At 68.4% G+C, this 20287-nt stretch carries 18 protein-coding genes; 12 read left to right on the top strand and 6 right to left on the bottom strand.

Translation table 11 applies throughout. From position 1 onward, the window contains the following. Nucleotides 1–44 precede the first annotated feature (44 nt). On the bottom strand, nt 45–2564 hold the full coding sequence (locus ACFOWZ_RS45725) for a S8 family serine peptidase (RefSeq protein ID WP_382380603.1): 2520 nt from the start codon (nt 2562–2564) through the stop codon (nt 45–47). Nucleotides 2565–2973: 409 nt separating this feature from the next. Here ACFOWZ_RS45725 and ACFOWZ_RS45720 point away from each other — a divergent pair, with 409 nt between their 5' ends. Genes ACFOWZ_RS45720 through ACFOWZ_RS45685 form a run of 8 tightly spaced genes read left to right on the top strand, consistent with a single transcriptional unit; the run spans nt 2974 to nt 11237 of the window. Further along, on the top strand, nt 2974–3828 hold the full coding sequence (locus ACFOWZ_RS45720; protein WP_382380601.1) for a fumarylacetoacetate hydrolase family protein: 855 nt from the start codon (nt 2974–2976) through the stop codon (nt 3826–3828). A 2-nt stretch (nt 3829–3830) separates the two neighbouring features. Next, a complete protein-coding gene (locus tag ACFOWZ_RS45715) occupies nt 3831–5141 on the top strand; it encodes an enolase C-terminal domain-like protein (RefSeq protein WP_382380599.1) in 1311 nt (436 codons plus the stop codon). Next, nucleotides 5134–5886: an SDR family NAD(P)-dependent oxidoreductase gene (locus ACFOWZ_RS45710; protein ID WP_382380597.1), complete on the top strand. Its 753-nt coding sequence runs from the start codon at nt 5134–5136 to the stop codon at nt 5884–5886. The genes ACFOWZ_RS45715 and ACFOWZ_RS45710 overlap by 8 nt, the downstream gene beginning before the upstream one ends. A gap of 14 nt (nt 5887–5900) precedes the next feature. Next, on the top strand, nt 5901–6935 hold the full coding sequence (locus ACFOWZ_RS45705) for a sugar ABC transporter substrate-binding protein (RefSeq protein WP_382380595.1): 1035 nt from the start codon (nt 5901–5903) through the stop codon (nt 6933–6935). Continuing rightward, the gene (locus ACFOWZ_RS45700; RefSeq protein WP_382380593.1) at nt 6935–8437 is read left to right on the top strand and encodes a sugar ABC transporter ATP-binding protein; all 1503 of its coding nucleotides are present in this window, start codon (nt 6935–6937) and stop codon (nt 8435–8437) included. Before ACFOWZ_RS45705 ends, ACFOWZ_RS45700 begins: the two co-directional genes overlap by 1 nt. After that, on the top strand, nt 8434–9450 hold the full coding sequence (locus ACFOWZ_RS45695; protein WP_382380591.1) for an ABC transporter permease: 1017 nt from the start codon (nt 8434–8436) through the stop codon (nt 9448–9450). Before ACFOWZ_RS45700 ends, ACFOWZ_RS45695 begins: the two co-directional genes overlap by 4 nt. A 3-nt stretch (nt 9451–9453) precedes the next feature. Then, nucleotides 9454–10410: an aldo/keto reductase gene (locus tag ACFOWZ_RS45690; RefSeq protein WP_382380589.1), complete on the top strand. Its 957-nt coding sequence runs from the start codon at nt 9454–9456 to the stop codon at nt 10408–10410. Then, the gene (locus tag ACFOWZ_RS45685; RefSeq protein ID WP_382380587.1) at nt 10407–11237 is read left to right on the top strand and encodes an amidohydrolase family protein; all 831 of its coding nucleotides are present in this window, start codon (nt 10407–10409) and stop codon (nt 11235–11237) included. Before ACFOWZ_RS45690 ends, ACFOWZ_RS45685 begins: the two co-directional genes overlap by 4 nt. A 201-nt stretch (nt 11238–11438) precedes the next feature. Here the strand turns inward: ACFOWZ_RS45685 and dapA are convergent, their stop codons facing one another. Beyond that, nucleotides 11439–12299, bottom strand: a complete 861-nt coding sequence (gene dapA, locus ACFOWZ_RS45680) for a 4-hydroxy-tetrahydrodipicolinate synthase (RefSeq protein WP_382380585.1) — start codon at nt 12297–12299, stop codon at nt 11439–11441. Between the two features lie 71 nt (nt 12300–12370). On the opposite strand from dapA, the gene ACFOWZ_RS45675 reads away from it, so the two are divergent. After that, a complete protein-coding gene (locus ACFOWZ_RS45675) occupies nt 12371–13249 on the top strand; it encodes a LysR family transcriptional regulator (protein WP_382380583.1) in 879 nt (292 codons plus the stop codon). Here the strand turns inward: ACFOWZ_RS45675 and ACFOWZ_RS45670 are convergent. Together ACFOWZ_RS45670 and ACFOWZ_RS45665 are read right to left on the bottom strand one after the other, a co-directional pair. Further along, nucleotides 13235–13771 carry a hypothetical protein gene (locus tag ACFOWZ_RS45670; RefSeq protein ID WP_382380581.1) on the bottom strand — a complete coding sequence of 179 codons (537 nt, stop codon included), beginning with the start codon at nt 13769–13771 and terminating at the stop codon, nt 13235–13237. The two genes, ACFOWZ_RS45675 and ACFOWZ_RS45670, sit on opposite strands and share 15 nt — an antisense overlap. 3 nt (nt 13772–13774) lie before the next feature. Beyond that, complete coding sequence (locus ACFOWZ_RS45665; protein WP_030470956.1) at nt 13775–14449, bottom strand: FadR/GntR family transcriptional regulator; 675 nt, start codon at nt 14447–14449, stop codon at nt 13775–13777. Nucleotides 14450–14638: 189 nt separating this feature from the next. Between ACFOWZ_RS45665 and nagA the strand changes: the two genes are divergently transcribed. From nagA to ACFOWZ_RS45650, 3 genes are all read left to right on the top strand, one after another. Next, nucleotides 14639–15838, top strand: a complete 1200-nt coding sequence (nagA, locus tag ACFOWZ_RS45660; protein WP_382380579.1) for an N-acetylglucosamine-6-phosphate deacetylase — start codon at nt 14639–14641, stop codon at nt 15836–15838. A 250-nt stretch (nt 15839–16088) separates the two neighbouring features. Then, nucleotides 16089–16694, top strand: coding sequence for a DUF4097 family beta strand repeat-containing protein (locus ACFOWZ_RS45655; RefSeq protein ID WP_382380577.1), 606 nt, complete (start codon nt 16089–16091; stop codon nt 16692–16694). Nucleotides 16695–16721: 27 nt separating this feature from the next. Further along, entirely contained in the window at nt 16722–17771 is a 1050-nt protein-coding gene (locus ACFOWZ_RS45650; protein ID WP_382380575.1) for a serine hydrolase domain-containing protein, read from the top strand. A 56-nt stretch (nt 17772–17827) separates the two neighbouring features. Here the strand turns inward: ACFOWZ_RS45650 and ACFOWZ_RS45645 are convergent, their stop codons facing one another. Together ACFOWZ_RS45645 and ACFOWZ_RS45640 are read right to left on the bottom strand one after the other, a co-directional pair. Then, nucleotides 17828–18871 (bottom strand): SIS domain-containing protein, encoded by a 1044-nt coding sequence (locus ACFOWZ_RS45645; RefSeq protein WP_382380573.1) that lies wholly within the window; start codon nt 18869–18871, stop codon nt 17828–17830. Continuing rightward, nucleotides 18868–20286 carry a glycoside hydrolase family 3 protein gene (locus tag ACFOWZ_RS45640; protein WP_382380571.1) on the bottom strand — a complete coding sequence of 473 codons (1419 nt, stop codon included), beginning with the start codon at nt 20284–20286 and terminating at the stop codon, nt 18868–18870. Before ACFOWZ_RS45640 ends, ACFOWZ_RS45645 begins: the two co-directional genes overlap by 4 nt. Between the last annotated feature and the right edge of the window lies 1 nt (nt 20287).

Raw genomic sequence — 20287 nt, 5'->3', positions numbered from 1 at the left:
GAGTATGCCGAGAGACGCTCACCTAAGGCACGCCCAACCGGGTGTCACCTGGTCAGTGCACGGTTACCCGTTGCGTTGTGGTGGAAGAACACCAACGATCCAGAAGGAACTTGATCACCCGGACGTACCACTGTGGACAGTGCAGGCACGATCAAGCTGTAGTCGAACACCGCCGGACGGGCCACGTCGACGAGCTCGTCGGGGTCGGCGGGCGCGGTGTAGCGGCTCTGCACTCCGACGGTGTAGGTCACCGGGCCGGACGGCAACAAAGCACGCGAAACCGGCAGAACGACGACGTCGCTGTCGAAGAGGTTCGTGTCCACGGAACCGTCGTGGCCGTTCAGCGGCTGCTCGTCCACGATCTCGTCAGTGCCGGCGACGACGGTGCGGGCGAACCAGATGTCTGCGGTCACCTCGTCGTCGGCGTTGGTCTGCTTGACCGCCGTCGTCACGAAGTTCTTGCCGCCCACCGAGAACCGCACCTCGGGCTGGGTGTTGCTGCCGATGTTCGCCCAGGTGCTCCAGGTCGCGACGCCGAACGCCAGCAGGTCCGGGGTCGCCGTCGCGCCCACGTACCGCAGGTCGCCGCCGCGAGCCGTGCGGTTGACCGCGCAGTCGTCCTGCACGGCGGGTCCGCAGTCGGGCAGGCGGTCCGAGTGCGCGCCGAGCTGCAGCACGGTCATGCGGGCCTGGTAGTCCGGCTGGTCGAGGCCGTGACCGGCGACGCGACCGGCGGCCACCGTCAGCCGTGAGACCGGCTTCGGGGCCGCGTACACGGGCACCTGCAGCGACCGGTCGCCCGAGAACACCACCAGTCCGGACGCCTCCGCGAGGAACTGGCGTCCCTCGTCGAGTGAGACCGTGGGGTCGGGGTTCTTGCGCAACGCGGAGGGGTTCGCAATCCGCAGCTGCACGGTCACCGACGCCGACCCTCCCGGCGGCAGCACCACGTACGGTGCCGTGACCTGGAACGACACGCCGGGGACGGCGGTGAGCGGCTCGTAGTGCGCGTTCAGGCGGACGGTTTTCGTCCCCTTGTTCAACAATCGGATCGTTCGATTGTTCAACAATGGAGCGCTCACCTCGACCGTGCCGAACGACGCGTCACCCAGCGCCAGGACGTCGGTGGACAACGCCGCGAGCCCGTCGACCCGGCCCGAACCGACCCGCATCGGGGCTTCCCGCACACCGTCGGCGGACCGGACGACCCCGGAGGCGGTGTTCGTCAGCGCGGCCTTGATCTCCGCGACCGTCCACTTCGGATGGACCTCGCGCAGCAGGGCGGCGATGCCGGCCACGTGCGGCGACGCCATCGAGGTACCGCCCATCGACACGCCGTCCGACGCCGTCCCGGAAGCGGCGGAGAAGATCGTGTCACCCGGCGCGGCCAGCGAGATCGACGAACGGGACCGCGACGAGGACGGTGTGATCGTGTCCTCGATCGAGGGCTCGACCGACGGCACCGCGACCTTCAGTGCCGAGGTCAGGTGCACCGTCAGCGTTCCGGCGTCCAGAGCCGGTCGCAACGCCTGGGAGGCGCTCGAAGTCAGCTGGAACACCGGGATGTGGGCGTTCCCGGCGATCTTCGCCGCGAACACGGGCAACGACGACGGCAGCAACACCCCGGCCGCTCCCGCCTTCCACGCGTTGTCCGTGCGGGCGCCGGAACCGCAGGCGCGAGTGGCATCGTCGTCGTCCCACTCCAGCCAGACGATCTTCCCGTTCAACGACTCGGAAATCGGCCGGCAACCATCCACATTGGATGACAGCTTCACCACGGGTGCCGTCAGGTCCAACGGCCCCTTGTAGTTCAGGCTGTACTGGCCAGGCCACTGACGACCGCCGGACTCCAGCCCGTCCAGCATCGAGAACGCGTCACGGCTGTTCGCCACGGAGATGGCGTCGGGGGCGTTGCCCGGCGACCCGGCCACGTCGTAGAAGTCGCCACCGTTGCCGGCCGCCGCGACCACGACCACACCGTGCTCCACGAGCTTGCGCACGAACAGCGCGTCCGGGTCGTCCGCGGCACCGAAGTCGCTGCCCAGCGACAGGTTCACCACGTCGAGCCGGTCGGAGAAGTCGCCGTCGCCGTTCGGGTCGAGAGCCCAGTCCAGCGCCTGCGCGGTCAGGTTCGTGCTGCCTTCGCAGCCGAACACCTTCAACGCGTAGAGCAGCGCGTGAGGCGCGGTCCCCGGCCCGATCTTCAGCGAGTCGAGGTCGATCGAGGAGTACGACCCGCGGTAGGTGGAGCCGTCGCGGTTCACGCCGAACCCGGCCGCGGTGCCGGCGACGTGCGTGCCGTGGCCCTCGCAGTCCAGCGGGTCGGCGTCGGGCTCTGGCAGTGAGCCGGGCTTGCCGGTGTAGGCGTCGCCCGCGAAGTCGTGCCCGCCGACGACCTTGGCGGTGGGGAACGTGCCGCCGCCGAAGTCCGCGTGCCGGTAGTCGATGCCGGTGTCGATCACGCCGATCCGCACGCCGTCGCCGAAGCGTCCGAACGACCGCCACGCCTCCGACGTCCGTGTGAGTCGGACGGCCGAGGCGTTGGTGAGCTTCTTGGGGGACATCCGATGTACTTCACGCACTTCGGGCATACGGGACAAAGAAGCCAACTGGGACTTTTGGGTCGACAAAACGACGCCCGGCACGGCGTTGGTCGTTCGCGCAACTTCCCGGCCACCGGACCGTGAGACCACGCGGGAAGCCTGCTCAGACGTCCTGTCCCGTGCTGAACGCGCCTGTGTAACGGAATTCGTTTCGACAGCAGCTGTCGAGGTCAGCTCAACGAAAACGGTTACAGGCTCGGCCGCGTTCGACGGTGCCAGCAGTGCGCCCGTGAGGACTGATGCGACCACCAAGTTCACGCTCAGCTCCTTTCAGTCATCGGACGACTTAATGGAAGGCCCTAGACGTACCTGCCCTCGCGGGGCTATACATCCGATGTCTTGATGCGGTGTGAGCAGAGGAGGAACGGCCGTGCAGCTTCTGCGCCTGGGGCCGGTCGGCGATGAACGTCCTGCAGTGAGGACCGACGACGGAACCACGTACGACCTCCTGCCGATCACGCCGGACATCGACGGGTCGTTCCTCGCGAACGACGGCGTCAACCGCGTCCGTGCGGCGCTGGAAGCCGGCGAGCTGGAGGTCCTGGACACCGAGGGGGTGCGCGTCGGACCGCCGCTCGCGCGTCCCGGCAAGGTGATCTGCATCGGCCTCAACTACCGCGACCACGCGGAGGAGACCGGCGCGGACATCCCGGGCGAGCCGGTGATGTTCCTCAAGACGCCGGACACGATCGTCGGCCCGTACGACGAGGTGCTCGTCCCGCGCCGGTCCGTGAAGACCGACTGGGAGGTCGAGCTCGGCGTCGTCATCGGGCGCACCGCTCGTTACCTCGAGTCCGAAGAGGACGCTCTGGCGTGCATCGGCGCGTACGTGCTCTCGCACGACGTCTCCGAGCGCGAGTTCCAGATCGAGCGCGGCGGGACGTGGGACAAGGGCAAGAACTGCGAGACGTTCAACCCGCTCGGTCCCTTCCTCGTGCCCGCCGACGAGATCGCCGACCCGCAGAGCCTCGAGATGCGGCTCTGGGTGAACGGCGAGATCAAGCAGAACTCGTCCACCAAGAACATGATCTTCCCGATCGCGGAGATCGTGCGCTACCTGAGCCAGTTCCTCGTACTTCGACCGGGTGACGTCATCAACACAGGTACACCCGCTGGGGTGGCGCTCGGCCAGCCGGAGCCCAAGCCGTACCTGCGCGCCGGTGACGTCGTCGAGCTGGAGATCGAAGGTCTCGGCAAGCAGCGTCAGACCCTCGGGCAGGCGTGACCATGCCCAAGATCACTTCACTCGACGTGCTGGACATCAGGTTCCCGACCTCGCGCGAGCTCGACGGCTCCGACGCGATGAACCCCGACCCGGACTACAGCGCCGCGTACGTGGTGCTGCGGACCGACGAAGGGCCGGAGGGCCACGGGCTCGCGTTCACCATCGGACGCGGCAACGACGTGCAGGCCGCCGCGATCAACTCGCTGGCGCCGCACGTGGTCGGCAAGGACGTGCCGGAGACCGCGAAAGCGCTGGGAGAGCTGTACTTCGAGCTGATCGGCGACTCGCAGCTGCGGTGGCTCGGCCCCGAGAAGGGCGTCGCGCACATGGCGATCGGCGCCGTCGTCAACGCCGCGTGGGACCTCGCCGCGCGCCGCGCCGGGTTGCCGGTCTGGCGGTTCCTCGCGCAGATGACGCCGGAGGAGATCGTCAGCCTCGTCGACTTCCGGTACCTGTCCGACGCGCTCACGCCCGACGACGCGTTGCAGATCCTGCGCGCGGTCGAGCACGGCAAGGCCGAGCGCGTGGACACCATCACCCGTGACGGCTACCCGGCCTACACGACGTCTCCCGGCTGGCTCGGCTACTCCGACGAGAAGCTCGCGAACCTCGCGCGCCAGGCACTCGCCGACGGCTTCGACATGATCAAGCTCAAGGTCGGCGGCAGCCTCGACGACGACGTCCGCAGGATGAAGCTCGCCCGCGAGGTCGTCGGCGACGACGTGCGGGTCGCGGTGGACGCGAACCAGCGCTGGGACGTCGACACGGCGGTGCGCTGGATGCGTGAGCTCGCGCCGTACGACCCGTACTGGATCGAGGAGCCCACCTCCCCGGACGACGTGCTGGCGCACCGCGCGATCGCCGACGCGCTGGCCCCGATCCGGATCGCCACCGGCGAGCACGTGCAGAACCGAGTGGTGTTCAAGCAGCTCCTCCAGGCCGGTGCGATCGACGTGTTGCAGCTCGACGCGTGCCGGGTCGCGGGCGTGAACGAGAACATCGCGATCCTGTTGCTGGCCAAGAAGTTCGGCATCCCGGTGTGCCCGCACGCCGGCGGTGTCGGCCTGTGCGAGCTGGTCAGGCACCTGTCGTTCTTCGACTACGTCGCGGTCTCCGGCGAGATCGGCAGCCGCGTGATCGAGTGGGTCGACCACCTGCACGAGCACTTCCTGGACCCGGCCGTCGTCGAGAACGGTCGTTACCTCGCGCCGACCGAGCCGGGTTTCTCCGCTCAGCTCAAGGAAGAGACGCTGTCCGACTACCGGTTCCCCGAGGGGCCTGTGTGGACGGAGCTGGAGGGTGAGGATGACTGACTTCGAAGGACTCGTCGCCGTCGTCACGGGTGGTGCGTCCGGCATCGGGCTCGCCACGGCGAACCTGCTGTCGTCGCGGGGTGCCACCGTCGTGGCGCTGGACCTCACCCCGGACGTGAAGGACCCGCTCGTCGGGATCCGCGTGGACGTGTCCGACGACGAGAGCGTCAAAGCCGCGATCGACGAGGTCGTGCAGCGGTTCGGCCGCCTCGACGTCGTCGTGAACAACGCGGGCATCGGTGCCCAGGGCGACGTCACGGCCAACGACGACGCCCAGTGGCTGAAGGTGCTGGACGTCAACGTGCTGGGCATGGTCCGCGTGTCGCGGGCCGCGCTGCCGCACCTGCGGAACTCGCCGTCCCCGGCGATCGTCAACACCTGCTCCATCGCTGCCTGGGCCGGGCTCCCGCAGCGCGCTCTCTACTCGGCCAGCAAGGGCGCGGTGTACTCGCTGACGCTCGCCATGGCCGCCGACCACGTGCGCGAAGGCATTCGCGTCAACGCGGTCGCCCCCGGCACGGCGGACACCCCGTGGGTGGGCCGCCTGCTCGACTCGGCACCCGATCCGGCCGCCGAACGAGCCGCGTTGGAGGCACGCCAGCCGCACGGCCGGCTCGTCTCCGCTGATGAGGTCGCGGGAGCCATCGCCTACCTGGCGAGCCCGCTGTCGGGATCCACCGCAGGCACGATCCTCGCTGTCGACGGTGGCATGTATGGCCTGCGCTTGCGTCCCAAGCAGTCATGAAAGGCAACTAAACGATGAAGCGTCGCAACCTCACCGCCGCGGTGTGCCTCGCGCTCGCCGGTGCACTCACACTGACCGCGTGTGGCGGTGGTGCGAGTGGCACCGGCGCCAGTGGCGTCGGCCCGATCGGCGCCGACCACCCACGCGCCGACACCGACTTCTGGAACTCGTACATCAAGTACTTCCCCGAGAAGGCGAAGGAACTCGGTGTCAACCTGCTGAACCCCACCAACTCGCAGAACAAGGTGGAGAACCTGGTCGCCAACGCCCAGTCGCTGCAGTCGCAGGGCGCCAAGGCGATCATCATGGCGCCGCAGGACACCGGTGCCATCGCGAGCACGCTGGACCGGCTCGACAAGGCCAAGATCCCCGTCGTCACCGTCGACACCCGTCCGGACAAGGGCAAGACCTACATGGTCGTGCGCGCGGACAACAAGGCGTACGGCGAGAAGGCGTGCAAGTTCCTCGGTGACAAGCTGCAGGGCAAGGGCAAGGTCGTCGAGTTCCAGGGTTCGCTGTCGTCGGTCAACGGCCGCGACCGCTCCGAGGCGTTCGCCGCCTGCATGAAGAAGGACTACCCCGGCATCACCGTGTTCGAGGAGCCGACCGAGTGGGAGGGCTCGAAGGCGTCCGCGGCCCTGCAGACCAGGCTCAACCAGCACCCGGACATCAACGGCATCTACATGCAGGCAGGCGGTGCGTTCCTCGCGCCGACGCTGCAGCTGTTGAAGCAGAAGAACCTGATCGTCCCGCCGAGCGACCCGAAGCACATCTTCATCGTCTCCAACGACGGCATCCCGGCGGAGCTGAAGGCGATCCGCGACGGTGAGATCGACGCGACCGTCTCGCAGCCGGCCGACCTCTACGCGAAGTGGGCGCTCTTCTACGCGAAGGCCGCGGTCGAGGGCAAGACGTTCTCGCCGGGCAAGACCGACCACGACTCCAACATCGTCGACGTCGGCGACGGCCGCCTGGAGGACCAGCTGCCCGCGCCGCTGATCACCAAGGAGAACGTGGACGACAAGGCGTTCTGGGGCAACCAGATCTGATGGTTGACCTGGCTTCCGTCGGCGGTGCCGACAATTTGGCGGCTGTCGCGCGTGGCGTGACGAAGAGGTTCGGGCGGACGCTCGCGTTGGACGACGTGGGCATCGAGATCCGAGCCGGTGAGTCGCACGCGCTCGTGGGCCGCAACGGCGCGGGCAAGTCGACGCTGGTCTCCGTTCTCACCGGCATGCAGGTGCCGGACGCGGGCGAGGTCAGCTTCTTCGGCGAGCCCGCGCCGTCCGTCGCCGACCGCGCGGCGTGGCGGCGTCACGTCGCGTGCGTGTACCAGAAGTCGACGGTCGTGCCCGAGCTCTCGGTCGCCGAGAACCTGTTCATCAACCGGCAGGACCTCGGCGGCGGCCTGATCAGCTGGAAGAAGCTTCGCGCCGAGGCCTCTTCGTTGCTGGAGGCCTACGACGTGGCGGTGCGGCCGGACGAGCTGGTGTCCGCGCTGACCGTCGAGCAGCGTCAGCTCGTCGAGATCGCACGGGCGTTGTCTGTCGGTTCGCGGTTCGTGATCCTCGACGAGCCGACCGCGCAGCTCGACGGCCCGGCGATCGAGCGGCTGTTCGACCGGATGAGGTCGTTGCAGGACAAGGGAGTGACGTTCCTCTTCATCTCCCACCACCTGCAGGAGGTCTACGAGGTCTGCCAGACGGTGACGGTCTACCGCGACGCGCGGCACATCGTCACCGCGCCGGTCGCGGAGATGTCGAAGCCCGACCTGATCGAGGCGATGACCGGTGAGGCCGGTGGGCTCAACGTGCCCAGCGGTGACGACAGGCCGTCGTCCTCGGATCTCGTCCTGTCGGTGTCGTCGTTGAGCGGTGAGCACTTCTCGGACATCTCGCTGTCGGCGACGCGCGGCGAGGTCATCGGGCTCGCCGGCAGCGCGTCGTCCGGCAAGCACGAGTTCGCCGAGACCGTGTACGGGCTGCGCAAGCCTTCTGCCGGGTCGATCACGGTGGACGGCTCTGCGGTGCGCGGCGGTGACGTTCCTGCCGCTCTGAAGGCCGGAATCGGCTGTGTGCCGCGGGATCGTCACCACCAGGGGCTCGTGCTGGACCTGTCGATCGCGGAGAACGCGACGATGAGCACGGCCGGCCGCTTCGTGTGGCCGTCGGCGCAACGGTCGGCGGGATCCACCGCGATCGCCTCGTACGACGTGAAGGCCTCCGGACCGGACCAGCCGGTGTCCGACCTGTCCGGCGGCAACCAGCAGAAGGTCGTGATGGCGCGGGCACTCGCCGGCGACCCGTCCGTGCTGGTGCTGATCAACCCGACCGCGGGCGTCGACGTGAAGTCCAAGGAGTCGCTGCTCGGGGTCGTCGACGCGCAGGCACGCCGGGGCAAGGCCGCGATCGTCGTGTCCGACGAGCTCGACGACCTGCGGGTCTGCGACCGTGTTCTGGTGCTGTTCCACGGCCAGGTCGTGCGGGAGTTCGCACGCGGCTGGCGCGATCAGGACCTCATCGCCGCCATTGAAGGAATGAGCTCGGAATGACGAAGGCCATGACACCGCCAGTCTCGGCGCCTACGCCGCCTCCCAAGCAGAAGTTCCAGTTCGCGCGGTACCAGGACCTCGCGCTGGTGCCGGTGATCATCATTCTGCTGGTCATCGGCGCTGTGTTGTCGCCGATCTTCCTGACGCCCGGCAACCTGATCGCGGTGCTGACCCAGCAGAGCGAGCTCTCGCTGCTGGTGCTGGGCCAGGCGATGATCCTGATCGTCGGCAAGATGGACCTGTCGCTCGAGTCGACTGTCGGTCTCGCGCCCGCGCTGGCGGTCGCGTTGATCATCCCGGCGTCGTCCGGCGGTCTCGACGTCGGGCTCGCGGCGTGGATGGCGCTGCCGTTGTGCCTGCTCATCGGTGTGCTGGTCGGTGGCCTGAACGGGTTCCTGATCCTGAAGGTCGGCCTGTCCGGGTTCATGGTCACCCTGGGCATGCTGACCATGCTGCGCGGTCTGCAGCTCGCGATCACCGAGGGCAAGTCGCTGATCGACGTGCCGGAGTCGTTCCTGTACCTGGGTTCCACGTCCTGGCTCGGGCTGCCGGCGGCGGTGTGGATCTGCATCGTCTGCTACGCCGCGGGCATCTTCGTGCTGAAGTACCTGCGCGCGGGCCGTTCGTTGTACGCGATCGGCGGCAACTCGGAGGCCGCGCGTGCCGCCGGTATCCGCGTCGACCGCGTGGTGTGGATCGTGCTGATCATCGGCAGCGTTCTGGCCGTGGTCGCGGGCATCCTGATGACCGGACGGCTCGGTTCGGTCGCCGCGACGCAGGGCGAGGGCATGATCTTCCAGGTCTTCGCGGCCGCGGTGATCGGCGGCATCTCGTTGCAGGGCGGCAAGGGCACGCTGTTCGGGGCGCTGTCGGGTGTGCTGATGCTCGGCCTGGTCGAGCAGATCCTGCGGTTGCAGGGCGTGTCCGGCTTCTACATCAAGGCCTCGTACGGCGCGGTGATCATCCTGGCGCTGATCGTGACCCGGTTCGCGACCGGCCAGAAGCAGGAGTGAGCTGTGAAGGTTGCTGTTTCCCGTCTGGGCTTCGGTGCCGCGCCGATCGGCAACCTGTACCGGGAGGTCTCCGACTTCGAGGCTCTCGGTGCGGTCGAGGCGGCGTGGCAGAACGGTGTCCGGTACTTCGACACCGCGCCGCACTACGGGCTCGGGTTGTCGGAGCGCCGGTTGGGCGTGGCGCTGTCCGGGCGGCCGCGCGACGAGTACGTGATCTCCACGAAGGTCGGCCGGCTGCTGGAACCGTTCGACGGCTCCGGGCTCGACGACGAGGGTTTCGCGGTGCCGGCGCACTTCCGCCGGGTGCGGGACTACTCGGCTGATGGTGTTCGCCGGTCGATCGAGTCCTCTTTGGAGCGTCTCGGCACCGACCGGGTGGAGATCGTCTACATCCACGATCCCGATGACTACTGGGATGTGGCGTTCGGTGAGGCCTACCCGGCGTTGGAGGAGCTGCGGTCGCAGGGTGTCGTGGGCGCGATCGGCGTCGGCATGAACCAGTGGGAGATGCCGGAGCGGTTCGTCCGCGAGACCGACATCGACGTGGTGATGCTGGCCGGGCGGTACACGTTGCTGGAGCAGCCCGCGCTGCCGTCGTTCCTGCCCGCGTGCGTGGAGCGCGGTGTCTCGGTGGTGGCGTGCGGTGTCTTCAACTCCGGGTTGCTGTCGAAGCCGGTCGTGGCCGCCGATGCCAAGTACAACTACGAGAACGCGCCTTCTGAGCTGGTGGAACGGGCTCGAGCCATCGCCGCGGTGTGCGAGCGGCACGGGGTGACCTTGCCGGAGGCGGCGATCCAGTTCGCTCTCGGGCATCCCGCCGTGGTGTCGGTGGTGATCGGGTCGCGGACGGCGGAGCAGATGGACGCGAACGCCCGCCATTTTGCCGCGTCGATTCCTCCGGAGCTGTGGGCGGAGCTGAAGTCGTTGGGGCTGCTGGGTTCGGAGGTTCCCACGCCGTGATCGTCGACGCTCACCACCACCTGTGGGACCTGTCGGTGCGCGACCAGGACTGGATCACCGATCCGCCGATGGGCGCGATCCGTCGTTCGTTCCTGGAACCGGACTTCGTCGCCGCCGCTCCTTCGGTCACGACGTCCGTGCTGGTGCAGACGGTGTGCATGCCGGAGGAGACGCCGGAGTTTCTCGCGGTGGCGGCGTCTTCTGACGTCGTCGGGGCGGTGGTTGGCTGGACCGACCTGACGTCCGCGGGTGTGGGCGACGCGCTGGACTCGTTGGTGGACAGCCCCGACGGCTCGTGGCTGCGCGGGATCCGGCACCAGGTGCAGAGCGAGCCGGACCCGGAGTGGTTGTGCCGCAAGGACGTCTGGCGCGGGCTTGCGGCCGTGGGCGCGCGCGGGCTGGTCTACGAGCTGCTGACGTTGCCACACCAGCTGCCGGCCGCGCGCCGGACCGTGGCGGCGCTGAGCAACGTTCCGTTCGTGGTGGATCACTGCTCGAAGCCCGCGATCGGGTCGGGCGTCGGGGAGTGGGCCGAGCTGATTCGCTCCTTGGCGGCGCACGAGAACGTGACGTGCAAGCTGTCCGGACTGGTCACCGAGGCCGACTGGAAGTCGTGGACCGTCGCTGATCTGCGGCCGTACTTCGAGGTCGTGCTGGACGCGTTCGGCGCGGATCGCCTGATGTTCGGCTCGGACTGGCCTGTTTGTCTCTTGGCCGCTTCGTACGACGAGTGGCTTTCGGCCGCTCAGGAGCTGACTTCGGAGCTGTCACCCGACGAGCAGGCCGCGATCTTCTCGGGCACTGCTCGCCGGGTCTACGGGCTCTAGTGTCCCTCGTCGTAAATCAACCGCCAAGTCGTGTCCTGTTGTTTTGGCGCGAAAAGCACGTTCGGGCCGCTAGATGGCCTTGGCTCCTCGTTCGCTCAGGGGGAGCCGTATGGCGCGAACGGGACGTCGGGGCCGCTAGATCGCCCGAACGTGCTTTTCGCGCCAAACATGACTTAGATCACGGATCTCCGGCGCAGGACACTAGGCGAAGAGCGCCTGGAGTTCGTCGATCAGCTTCGGCGTGGCCTCGGCGAGCGGCTCGCGCACCGGGCCCGCCGGCAGCCCGAGCAGGTTGAGCGCGGCCTTGACCGCGACGGCACCGGGCTCGCGGGTCATGATCGCGGTGATCACCGGCAGCAGGGCCTGGTGGCGGCGCAGGGCTTCCTTGTTGTCGCCCTCGTCGTAGGCGTCGAGCATGGCCTTGATCTCGCTGCCGACGACGTGCCCGACGGTGCTGACCGTGCCGACACCGCCGATCGAGTACAGCGGCAGGATCAGCTCGTCGTTGCCGGAGTAGAAGTCGAGCCCGGTCTCGGCGATGACCTTGGCCGTCGCGAGCAGGTCGACCTTGCAGTCCTTGACCCCGACGATCCGCGGGTGCTCCGCGAGCCTCATCAGCGTGTCGGTCTCGATCGCGGTGGCCGTGCGACCGGGGATGTCGTAGAGCAGCGCGGGCAGCCCCGACGCGTTCGCCACCTGCCGGAAGTGGTTCTCGACGCCCTCCTGCGTGGGCCGGCTGTAGTACGGCGTGACGACGAGCAGGCCGTCCGCGCCGTTCTCCTCGGCCTGCCGCGCGAGCTCGATGGTGTGGCGGGTGGAGTTGGTGCCGACGCCCGCGAGGATCTTGGTCTTCTGTCCGACCGCTTCCTTGACGGCCTTGATGACCTGGGCCTTTTCCTCGTCCGTCGTGGTCGGCGCCTCACCGGTCGTGCCGTTGAGGACCAGCCCGTCCACGCGTTGTTTGTCCACGAGGTGCGCCGCCAGCTCCTGCGCACCCTTGAGGTCCAGGTCACCGTCGGGGGTGAACGGGGTGACCATCGCTACCAGCACTCGTCCGAACATGACTCAAGCGTGGCTCTGGTCTATGGAAAGTTCCAGTTAGAAGTTCTGCTCGGAACGTTAAGCTGAGCTTTGTGTTGGACGTTCGCCGACTTCGGCTGCTGCACGCTCTCTCGGTCCACGGCACGGTCACGGCCGCCGCCGAGGCCCTGCACGTGACCTCTCCCGCCGTGTCCCAGCAGCTCGCCGCTCTGGAACGCGAGGCCGGGGTGGCTCTGGTGGAACGGGAGGGGCGTCGGCTGACGCTGACCCGTGCCGGCCACGTGCTGGCGGCGCACACGCAGCTGGTGCTGGACCAGCTGGCCGCTGCCGAGGCTGATCTGGCTTCGTTGCGGACTTCTGTTTCGGGTGTGGTGCGCATCGGGGCGTTCGTGTCCGTCGCCGCGTTGCTGCCGCGGGTGATCCAGGTGCTGCGGTCCGCGCACGGGTCCGATGTGGACCTTTTCGTGCACGAGATGGAACCGGAGGCGTCCCTGCCGGCGTTGCGGCGCGGGGACATCGACATCGCGGTCATCCACTCGTACAACATCATGCCGCGCTCGCTGCCCACGTCGTGCGAGTCGTTCGAGCTGTTCGTGGAGCCGGTGAACGTGGCGCTGCCTTTGTCGGATCCGTTGGTGCAGCAGGACTCCGTGGATCTGTCCGTGTTGGCGGACCGGCCTTGGATCATGCCGCGCACCGATGCTTCGTGCCACGAGCTGACGCAGCGGGCCTGTGGTGCGGCTGGGTTTGTGCCTCGGGCGCAGGCTTATTGCGACGACTTCGGGGTGATGTGCGGGCTGGTGGAGGCCGGGCTCGGGGTGGCGTTGGTGCCGTCCGTGGCACGGCGGCCTGGGGTGGCGTTGCGGCCGTTGAAGCAGCAGGTGTTCCGGACTGTGTCTGCGGTGGTGCGGAATCGGGCGGAGGGGCAGCCTGCGGTGCGGGCTGTGCTGGAGGAGCTACGCCAGGTCTGAGCTTCGGCGGAAGCCGGAGTCGGGTTCGCCGAACTCGAGAAGGTTCTCGTCGAGGCCGTTCGAGATGGTCACTCGTCCGTCAGGGAAGGCGAAGCTGACGGCCACCATCCCGTTGGCCATGTCTCTGCCGCCGTACACGAGCAGTTCGACCCCCTTGAGCTCTTGGCCGTGCAGTGCGGCGGTCTCCGCTTGCGCGTCGTGCCGCCAGGCGAGCCGGAAGACGTAGGCGCCCTCATCCGGGTCACCGTCGGTCCAGGCCGGCTGCCCGACAGGGTCGACGGTGTTCCACGTGATGGACAGGTCGTCGAACTTCTTGTGGTTGATCTCGACCTGTTCGCCGTCGAAGTCGAACAGGACCGGGCCGTCGGCGAACCACTCGTCATCGGTGCGGTCCCAGAGCAGCCAGATGTGCCGCAGACGGCGTCCGGTCAGCGCCTGGAGCCGTGGGCCGTGGGCGGCGGCGATCGATGACAAGCCGTTGAGCCACTGAGGTTCGTAGCCCTGGATGTCGAAGTAGGACACCGGTCAGGCCAGGTCCGAAAGCCACTGCTCCACGCCGGCCACGTGCACCGTCGACCAACTCCGCGCCAACTCCGGCTGGTGGGCGGCCAGCGCGTCCACGATCGCCCGGTGCTCGGCGACAGTCCGGTCCACCGCGTTGGACTGGGTGATACCGCGCCAGATCCGCACCCGAACCGTCGGGCCGGCCAGCGTGTCCAACAGCTGGGCCAGGTAGGCGTTGCCCGAGCACTGGGCGATGGCGCGGTGGAACTCCAGGTCGTGCTCGACCAGTTCCTCCACGGACTTCGCGGACTCGGCGGCGTCGCACAGGGCGCGGAGCTTGATGATCTCCTCCGCGTCCACGCGCTGGGCGGCCATGGCGGCGGCGGCCGGTTCGAGGATTCGGCGGACCTGGAGGACCTCCAGCACCGAGTCCTCGCCGCGGTGCAGGTCGAGGACGAACGAGAGTGCGCCGAGCAGGTCGTCGGCTCGCAGCGACGAGACGTACGTGCCGTCGCCTTGGCGGACGTCCAGCACTCGGACGAGTGACAGCGCCTTCACGGCCTCGCGCAGGGAGTTGCGCGACAGGCCCAGGCGTTCTGCCAGGTCAGCCTCACGCGGGAGACGGTCGCCGGGCTTCAGCTCGCCCGAAACGATCATCTCCTTGACGCGCAGGATCGCATCGTCAGTGACTGCCACGGCACCCTCAACTCGTCGTAGACCTCGGATGTCTAAGGGTCAGTATGCGCCACGGTTGGTCATCTTCGGCGCAACCCGGTACTTGTGGCCGTGATTCACGAAGTGATCTGTGAGATGGTTATCTACTAACGATACGTGACGGGAACCCCTGTTGTCGCCATAATGGTCTGGACCATTCGAGGAGGGATCTTGGACGCCGTTGTCGCAGCACCGCGCGCATTGCTCGGTCGCACGATCGTCGGTCCAGCCGCGGTGCGGATCAGGGACGGCCGCATCGTCGAGGTGACCACCGGTGAAGCACCGCCCGGCGCGGAGGTCCTGTCCGACGGCCTGCTGACACCGGGCCTCGTGGACGTGCAGGTGAACGGCGCCGTCGGCGTCGACTTCGCCGAGGTGGACGCCGCCGGGATGCGCTCCGTCGCAGAAGCTCTGCCGTCCACCGGTGTGACCAGGTTCTTGCCGACCCTGATCACCGCGCCGGTCGACGTCGTGCTGAGGCAGGCCAGGGCCGTGCTGGCCGCCTCCGCCGCGTTGCCGGACGGAGTGGGAGCACGCCCCCTCGGCGTGCACCTCGAGGGCCCGTTTCTGTCGCCCAAACGGGCAGGGGTGCACGACCCGTCGTTCATGGTCGAGCCCGGTCCGGGCCAGATCTCGGCCCTGCTGGACGACGACACGCTCCGGCGCGCCCTGCGCATGGTGACGCTGGCGCCGGAGCAGCCGGGCGGGTTCGAGGCCGTGCGCAGGCTCGCTGAAGCAGGGGTTCTGGTGGCCGTCGGGCACTCCGATGCCACCGGTGAGCAGACCCGTGCCGCCGCCGACGCGGGTGCGCGCATGGTGACGCACCTCTTCAACGCGCAGCGGCCGCTCGGGCACCGCGAGCCGGGCGTTCCCGGGGTGGCGCTGGTCGACGAGCGCTTCACGTTGGGGCTCATCGCCGATCTGGCTCACGTCGGCCCGGACGTGTGCCGCCTCGTGTTCAACGCCGCCGGGGCACGGGTCGCGCTGGTGACCGATGCCGTTGCGGCTGCCGGAATGCCGCCTGGGCGCTACCACCTCGGTGGGGCGGACGTCCTGCTCACCGAGGACGGGGTGCCGCGGTCGCCCGAGGGCACCATCGCCGGGTCGGCGCTCACGCTGGACCGGGCCGTGCGCAACATCGTGTCCGTGGGCGTGCCGGCGGCCGATGCGTTGGCTTCGGCGACGATCGTGCCGGCCGAGGTGATCGGCGAGTCCGGCCTCGGCCGCCTCGCGCCGGGTGCTGTCGCGGACCTGGTGTGGTGGGACGACGAGCTGCGGCCCAAGAAGGTGTGGGTCGACGGTCGGGTCGTGTTCGACGCCGAGGTGCCGGCTCAGCCCGTCGCCGCCGGTTACGCCACCGCGGGTCAGTAAGCAACGAACGACGAAGGGCGCTCTCAGCCACGACGCGTGGGTGGGGGCGCCCTTCGTCGTTTGCGTTCGATCTCAGTCCATTGCAACGCAACGAGAGGCGATCGTTGCGTTAGATCTTGAACCTGTTGCAACGATATTGCCTTATTTACCTGCATAAACCGGCTCGCTGTGCAACGAAGCTTGTTGCCTTCAACTACGAACGCAACGTAGCTTTTCGCTCATCAGAAACAACGGGTCACAGGAGCCAGAGATGCAGAAGTTCGCCACCACCGCCCCGATCACCACCGTCCTCGACATCCCCGCGGGCCTCGTCCAGTTCATCGCCGCCGACCGCGACGACACCGCCGTCGACGTCCGGCCGGTGAACGCGTCGAAGAGCCGTGACGTCAAGGCCGCGGAGAAGACGCGGGTCGAGTTCGCCGACGGAGTCCTGAGCATCAGGACCGAGACCGGCAACCAGCTCTTCGGCCCCTCGGGGTCCGTGGAGATCACCGTCCAGCTGCCCGCGGGTTCCCGCGTCGAGGCCAAGGCCGCCAGCGCGGAGTTCCGCGGCGTCGGACGGCTCGGCGACATCGCGTTCGAAGCTGCGCAGAGCGACATCAAGCTCGACGAGGCCGGGACCGTGAAGCTCGCCACGCAGGCCGGTGACGTCACGATCGGCCGCCTCAACGGATCTGCCGAGATCGCCACGCAGAAGGGCGACATCACCGTCGGCGTCGCCGCCGGTCTCTCCGCCTCGATGGACGCCGGCACCTCCTACGGCCGGATCCACAACTCCCTCAACAACAACGGCACCACCGACGTGACCATCCACGCCACCACGTCGTACGGCGACATCACCGCCCGCAGCCTCTGACCCACCGAAACCCGAAGGAGCACAACGATGTCGGACCAGCTGCAGAAGATCCTCAAGGACATGATCGACTCCGGTTTCACCGGTGTGGAGCTGCGCGTGCAGGACGAAAGCGGTGAATGGGTCGGCAGGGCCGGTGTGAGTGAGCTGGGCGAGAACGCGGAGCCGCCGCCCAACGGCCACGTCCGGATCGGCAGCAACACCAAGACGTTCGTCGCGACCGTGGTGCTGCAGCTCGTGGGCGAGGGCAAGATCGGGCTGGACGACGTGGTGGCCGACCACCTGCCGGAGTTCGGCCTCGACCGCCGGATCACCGTGCGGATGCTGCTCCAGCACACCAGCGGCGTGTTCAACCACACCGGCGAGTACTACGAGGACGGCACGGTCGCGCCGGGAATTCCCTGGCAGGGCAAGACCTGGGTGGACAGCCGGTTCACGGTCCACCGCCCGGAGGACCTGGTGCGGCTGGCGCTGTCCAAGCCCGCGCGGTTCGAGCCGGGTGCGGACTGGAGCTACTCCAACACCAACTACGTGCTTGCCCGGCTGTTGATCGAGCGGGTCACCGGCCGCTCGCTCGCCGAGGAGATGCACCGGCTGATTCTGGGGCCGCTCGGGTTGTCCGGCACCGTCGTGCCGGACGGCCAGGACATCCCCGAGCCGCACGCCCACGCCTACTACCGGTACGACGACGGCGGTGAGCAGAAGACGATCGACGTCACGCGGATCGACCCGTCCTGGATCTCCAGCGGCGGCGACATGATCTCGACGACGAAGGACCTCCGCACGTTCATCGTCGCGCTCGTGCGCGGCGAGCTCCTGCCGGCGCCGTTGCTGGAGGAGATGCTGACGCCGCACCCGAAGGTGGGCTACGGCCTCGGCGTGTTCGTGCAGGAAACGGGTGGCGGCAAGGTGATCACCCACAACGGCGGTGCGCTGGGCCACGGCGCGTTGATGTACAGCACGCCCGACGGCAGCAAGACCCTGGTCGCCGCGCTGAACTACGTCGACGACGCCGACCTGTCCCTCGCTCCGGCGTTCCAGAAGATCACGATGAGGCTCGTCGAAGAGGTGTTCGGCTGAGTCGGAACGAACGAAAGGGCCGCTCGAACTCGAGCGGCCCTTTCGTCGTTGAACGACTACAGCGTGCGCGTGACCTTGTTCAGGCCCCGCGGGCTGTCCGGGTCGCCGCCGCGTGCCAGCGCCAGGCCGTACGCGAGGCGTTGCACCGGAAGGATCTCCAGCACGGGAGCCACTTCTTCAGCAGTCTCCGGGATGCCGATCGCCAGCGTCGCGCCCACCTTCTCCGAGGCCGAGCCGACCGCGACGACGTCCGCGCCGCGCTGGTGCACCACGTCCAGGGCGTCACGGATCGAGTCGCCGCCCTTGCCCAGGGAAGTGATTGCCAGCACTGCGGTTTCGCCGTCGACCGCGGCGACCGGGCCGTGGAGCAGGTCGGCGCCGCTGTAGGCGCGGGCTGCGAGGTAGGAGGTCTCGGCCAGCTTCAGGGACGCTTCCAGTGCCGTGGCGTAGGAGTAGCCGCGGCCCGTGGTGAGGACCCGGTCCACGAACCGGTAGCGCCGCACGGCTTCCTCGACCGACGGGGCCGAGGAGTCCAGCGTCACCTGCGCCAGGTCGCCCAGAGGTGCGGCCGCCTCGCCGTTGCCGCCGCGGACGGCGTCGATCAGCAGGTACAGCGCCAGCAGCGTCGCCGAGTACGTCTTCGTCGCCGCCACCGCGTGTTCCACACCCGCCGACACGTCCACCGACAGTTCGGCGGCCGCGTTCAGCGGGGAGTTGGCGGTGTTGGTCACTGCCACGGTCAGCGCCCCACGGCGGCGGGCTGAAGCCGTGACCTCGAGGAGGTCGGGGGAGCCGCCGGACTGCGACACGGTGATCAGCAGGACGTCGCGGAGGTCCGGCTCGGCGCCGTACAACGTCGTCGTCGAGGCGGAGACCAGGCCCGCCGGGAGCTGGAGCAGGATCTCGGTCAGGTACTTCGCGTAGATCGCCGCGTGGTCGCTGGAGCCGCGGGCCGCGAACAGGACGAACCTCGGGGCCCGTTCGCGGATGACGGCCGCCACCTCGGCGATCGAGGAGCGCGAGGAGTACAGGGAAGAGAAGATCGACGGCTGTGCGGCGATCTCCGCTGCCATGTGCCGGCCTGGCTGGGGCGTGGTCATGTCGTGCCTTTCAGGATCAGCTCGGCCGCGGCTCGGAGGCTCACCCGAGAACCGCCGTGGGTGTCGATGCGGGCGACGCTGCCCAGGTCCGGACCCGGCACGCCGGTTTCCACGTGCACCACGTCCAGATCCAGATTAGTTAAGTTTGTTACCAGTTGTCGAGCGCTCGTGTGGCGGTGGGCGTCTCGGGTCACAACAACAATCGTGCGGTTGCCGGCTGCTTTCGCAACTTCGTCGGCGGAGATGTCGCGTGCCGCGATCACCTCGGTGCCCGGAAGCACCTCGCGCAGGTAGGGGCCCAGGCCCCACGGGACGTCGCCCACAGCGATCGACGGGTCCACGACCAGGTCGACCACGACGGGGTCGGCACCGACATCAACCCGGCCACGCACTTCAACGGCACGTCGAGCGGCCGTGAGACCGATCTCGGCGTCGTGCGCGTCGACGGTCGACGGCGGCAGGCCCAGCGCGAGTGACCGTGCGGCTGCCTGGGTCAGGCGTTCCTCGGAGAGCTCGCCGGATTTCACGGCCGCGACGATCGAGTCGATCAACCACTGGAGGTCGTCGTCGCCCAGTGCGATGCCGCCCAGGCACAACGCGTCGACGCCGGCGGCCAGAGCTCGGACGGCACCGACGGCCAGGTCGCCGCCCACGGCCTTCATGTCCAGGCCGTCGGTGATCACCGCGCCGGTGAAGCCCAGTTCGGTGCGCAGCAGGTCGATGGCGTGCTTGTTCAGCGTCACCGGTGCGTTGCCCCACTCGGGGACCACGAGGTGGCCGGTCATGATCGAGCGCACGCCCGCGTTCACGGCCGCCTGGAACGGCACGAGCTCCACCGCGCGCAGTTGTTCCTCGGTGCGGGGGAGCACGGGGAGCTGCTCGTGGGAGTCCTCTGTGGACGCGCCGTGACCGGGGAAGTGCTTGGCGCAGGCGGCAACCCCGACCGTCTGCAACCCTTCGACCCACGCGGCGACGTGCCGTGCGGCCAGCACCGGGTCCGAGCCGAACGCGCGGACACCGATGATCGGGTCGTCCAGCGTCAGCACGAGGTCGGCGGACGGCGCGAGGTTCAACGAGATCCCGCACTTGGCCAGCCTGGCACCGATGGACGCGGCGACCGAACGGGTCAGGTCGAGGTCGTTCGCCGCACCCAGCGCGTGGTTGCCCGGCACCTCGGAGCCGCGGCCCGCGTCGAGACGCGTGACGTCACCGCCCTCCTCGTCGATGCCGATCACCACGTCCGGGCGCACCGAACGCAGCTCGCCGCAGAGCTTGGTCACCTGGGCGTCGTCGACGACGTTGCGCCCGAAGAGCACAACGCCGCCGAGGCCGTCAGCGACCCGCCGCAGCAACCAGTCGGGGGCGGTCGTTCCGTGGAATCCGGGAAGCAGAACGGCAGCGGCCAACTGATCCACG

The organism is Lentzea rhizosphaerae (assembly GCF_042649515.1).
In the GTDB taxonomy this organism is placed as follows: domain Bacteria; phylum Actinomycetota; class Actinomycetes; order Mycobacteriales; family Pseudonocardiaceae; genus Lentzea; species Lentzea aerocolonigenes.
This window is presented reverse-complemented; position numbering and strand designations above follow the sequence as displayed.

Bases quoted from the DNA above. Each gene is read 5' to 3' on its own strand.
- ACFOWZ_RS45655 (WP_382380577.1), top strand. From the start codon at position 16,089: ATGCAGAAGTTCGCCACCACCGCCCCGATCACCACCGTCCTCGACATC.
- ACFOWZ_RS45710 (WP_382380597.1), top strand. From the start codon at position 5,134: ATGACTGACTTCGAAGGACTCGTCGCCGTCGTCACGGGTGGTGCGTCC.
- ACFOWZ_RS45650 (WP_382380575.1), top strand. From the start codon at position 16,722: ATGTCGGACCAGCTGCAGAAGATCCTCAAGGACATGATCGACTCCGGT.
- ACFOWZ_RS45700 (WP_382380593.1), top strand. From the start codon at position 6,935: ATGGTTGACCTGGCTTCCGTCGGCGGTGCCGACAATTTGGCGGCTGTC.
- ACFOWZ_RS45645 (WP_382380573.1), bottom strand. From the start codon at position 18,871: ATGACCACGCCCCAGCCAGGCCGGCACATGGCAGCGGAGATCGCCGCA.
- ACFOWZ_RS45715 (WP_382380599.1), top strand. From the start codon at position 3,831: ATGCCCAAGATCACTTCACTCGACGTGCTGGACATCAGGTTCCCGACC.
- ACFOWZ_RS45695 (WP_382380591.1), top strand. From the start codon at position 8,434: ATGACGAAGGCCATGACACCGCCAGTCTCGGCGCCTACGCCGCCTCCC.
- ACFOWZ_RS45725 (WP_382380603.1), bottom strand. From the start codon at position 2,564: ATGTCCCCCAAGAAGCTCACCAACGCCTCGGCCGTCCGACTCACACGG.
- ACFOWZ_RS45705 (WP_382380595.1), top strand. From the start codon at position 5,901: ATGAAGCGTCGCAACCTCACCGCCGCGGTGTGCCTCGCGCTCGCCGGT.
- dapA (WP_382380585.1), bottom strand. From the start codon at position 12,299: ATGTTCGGACGAGTGCTGGTAGCGATGGTCACCCCGTTCACCCCCGAC.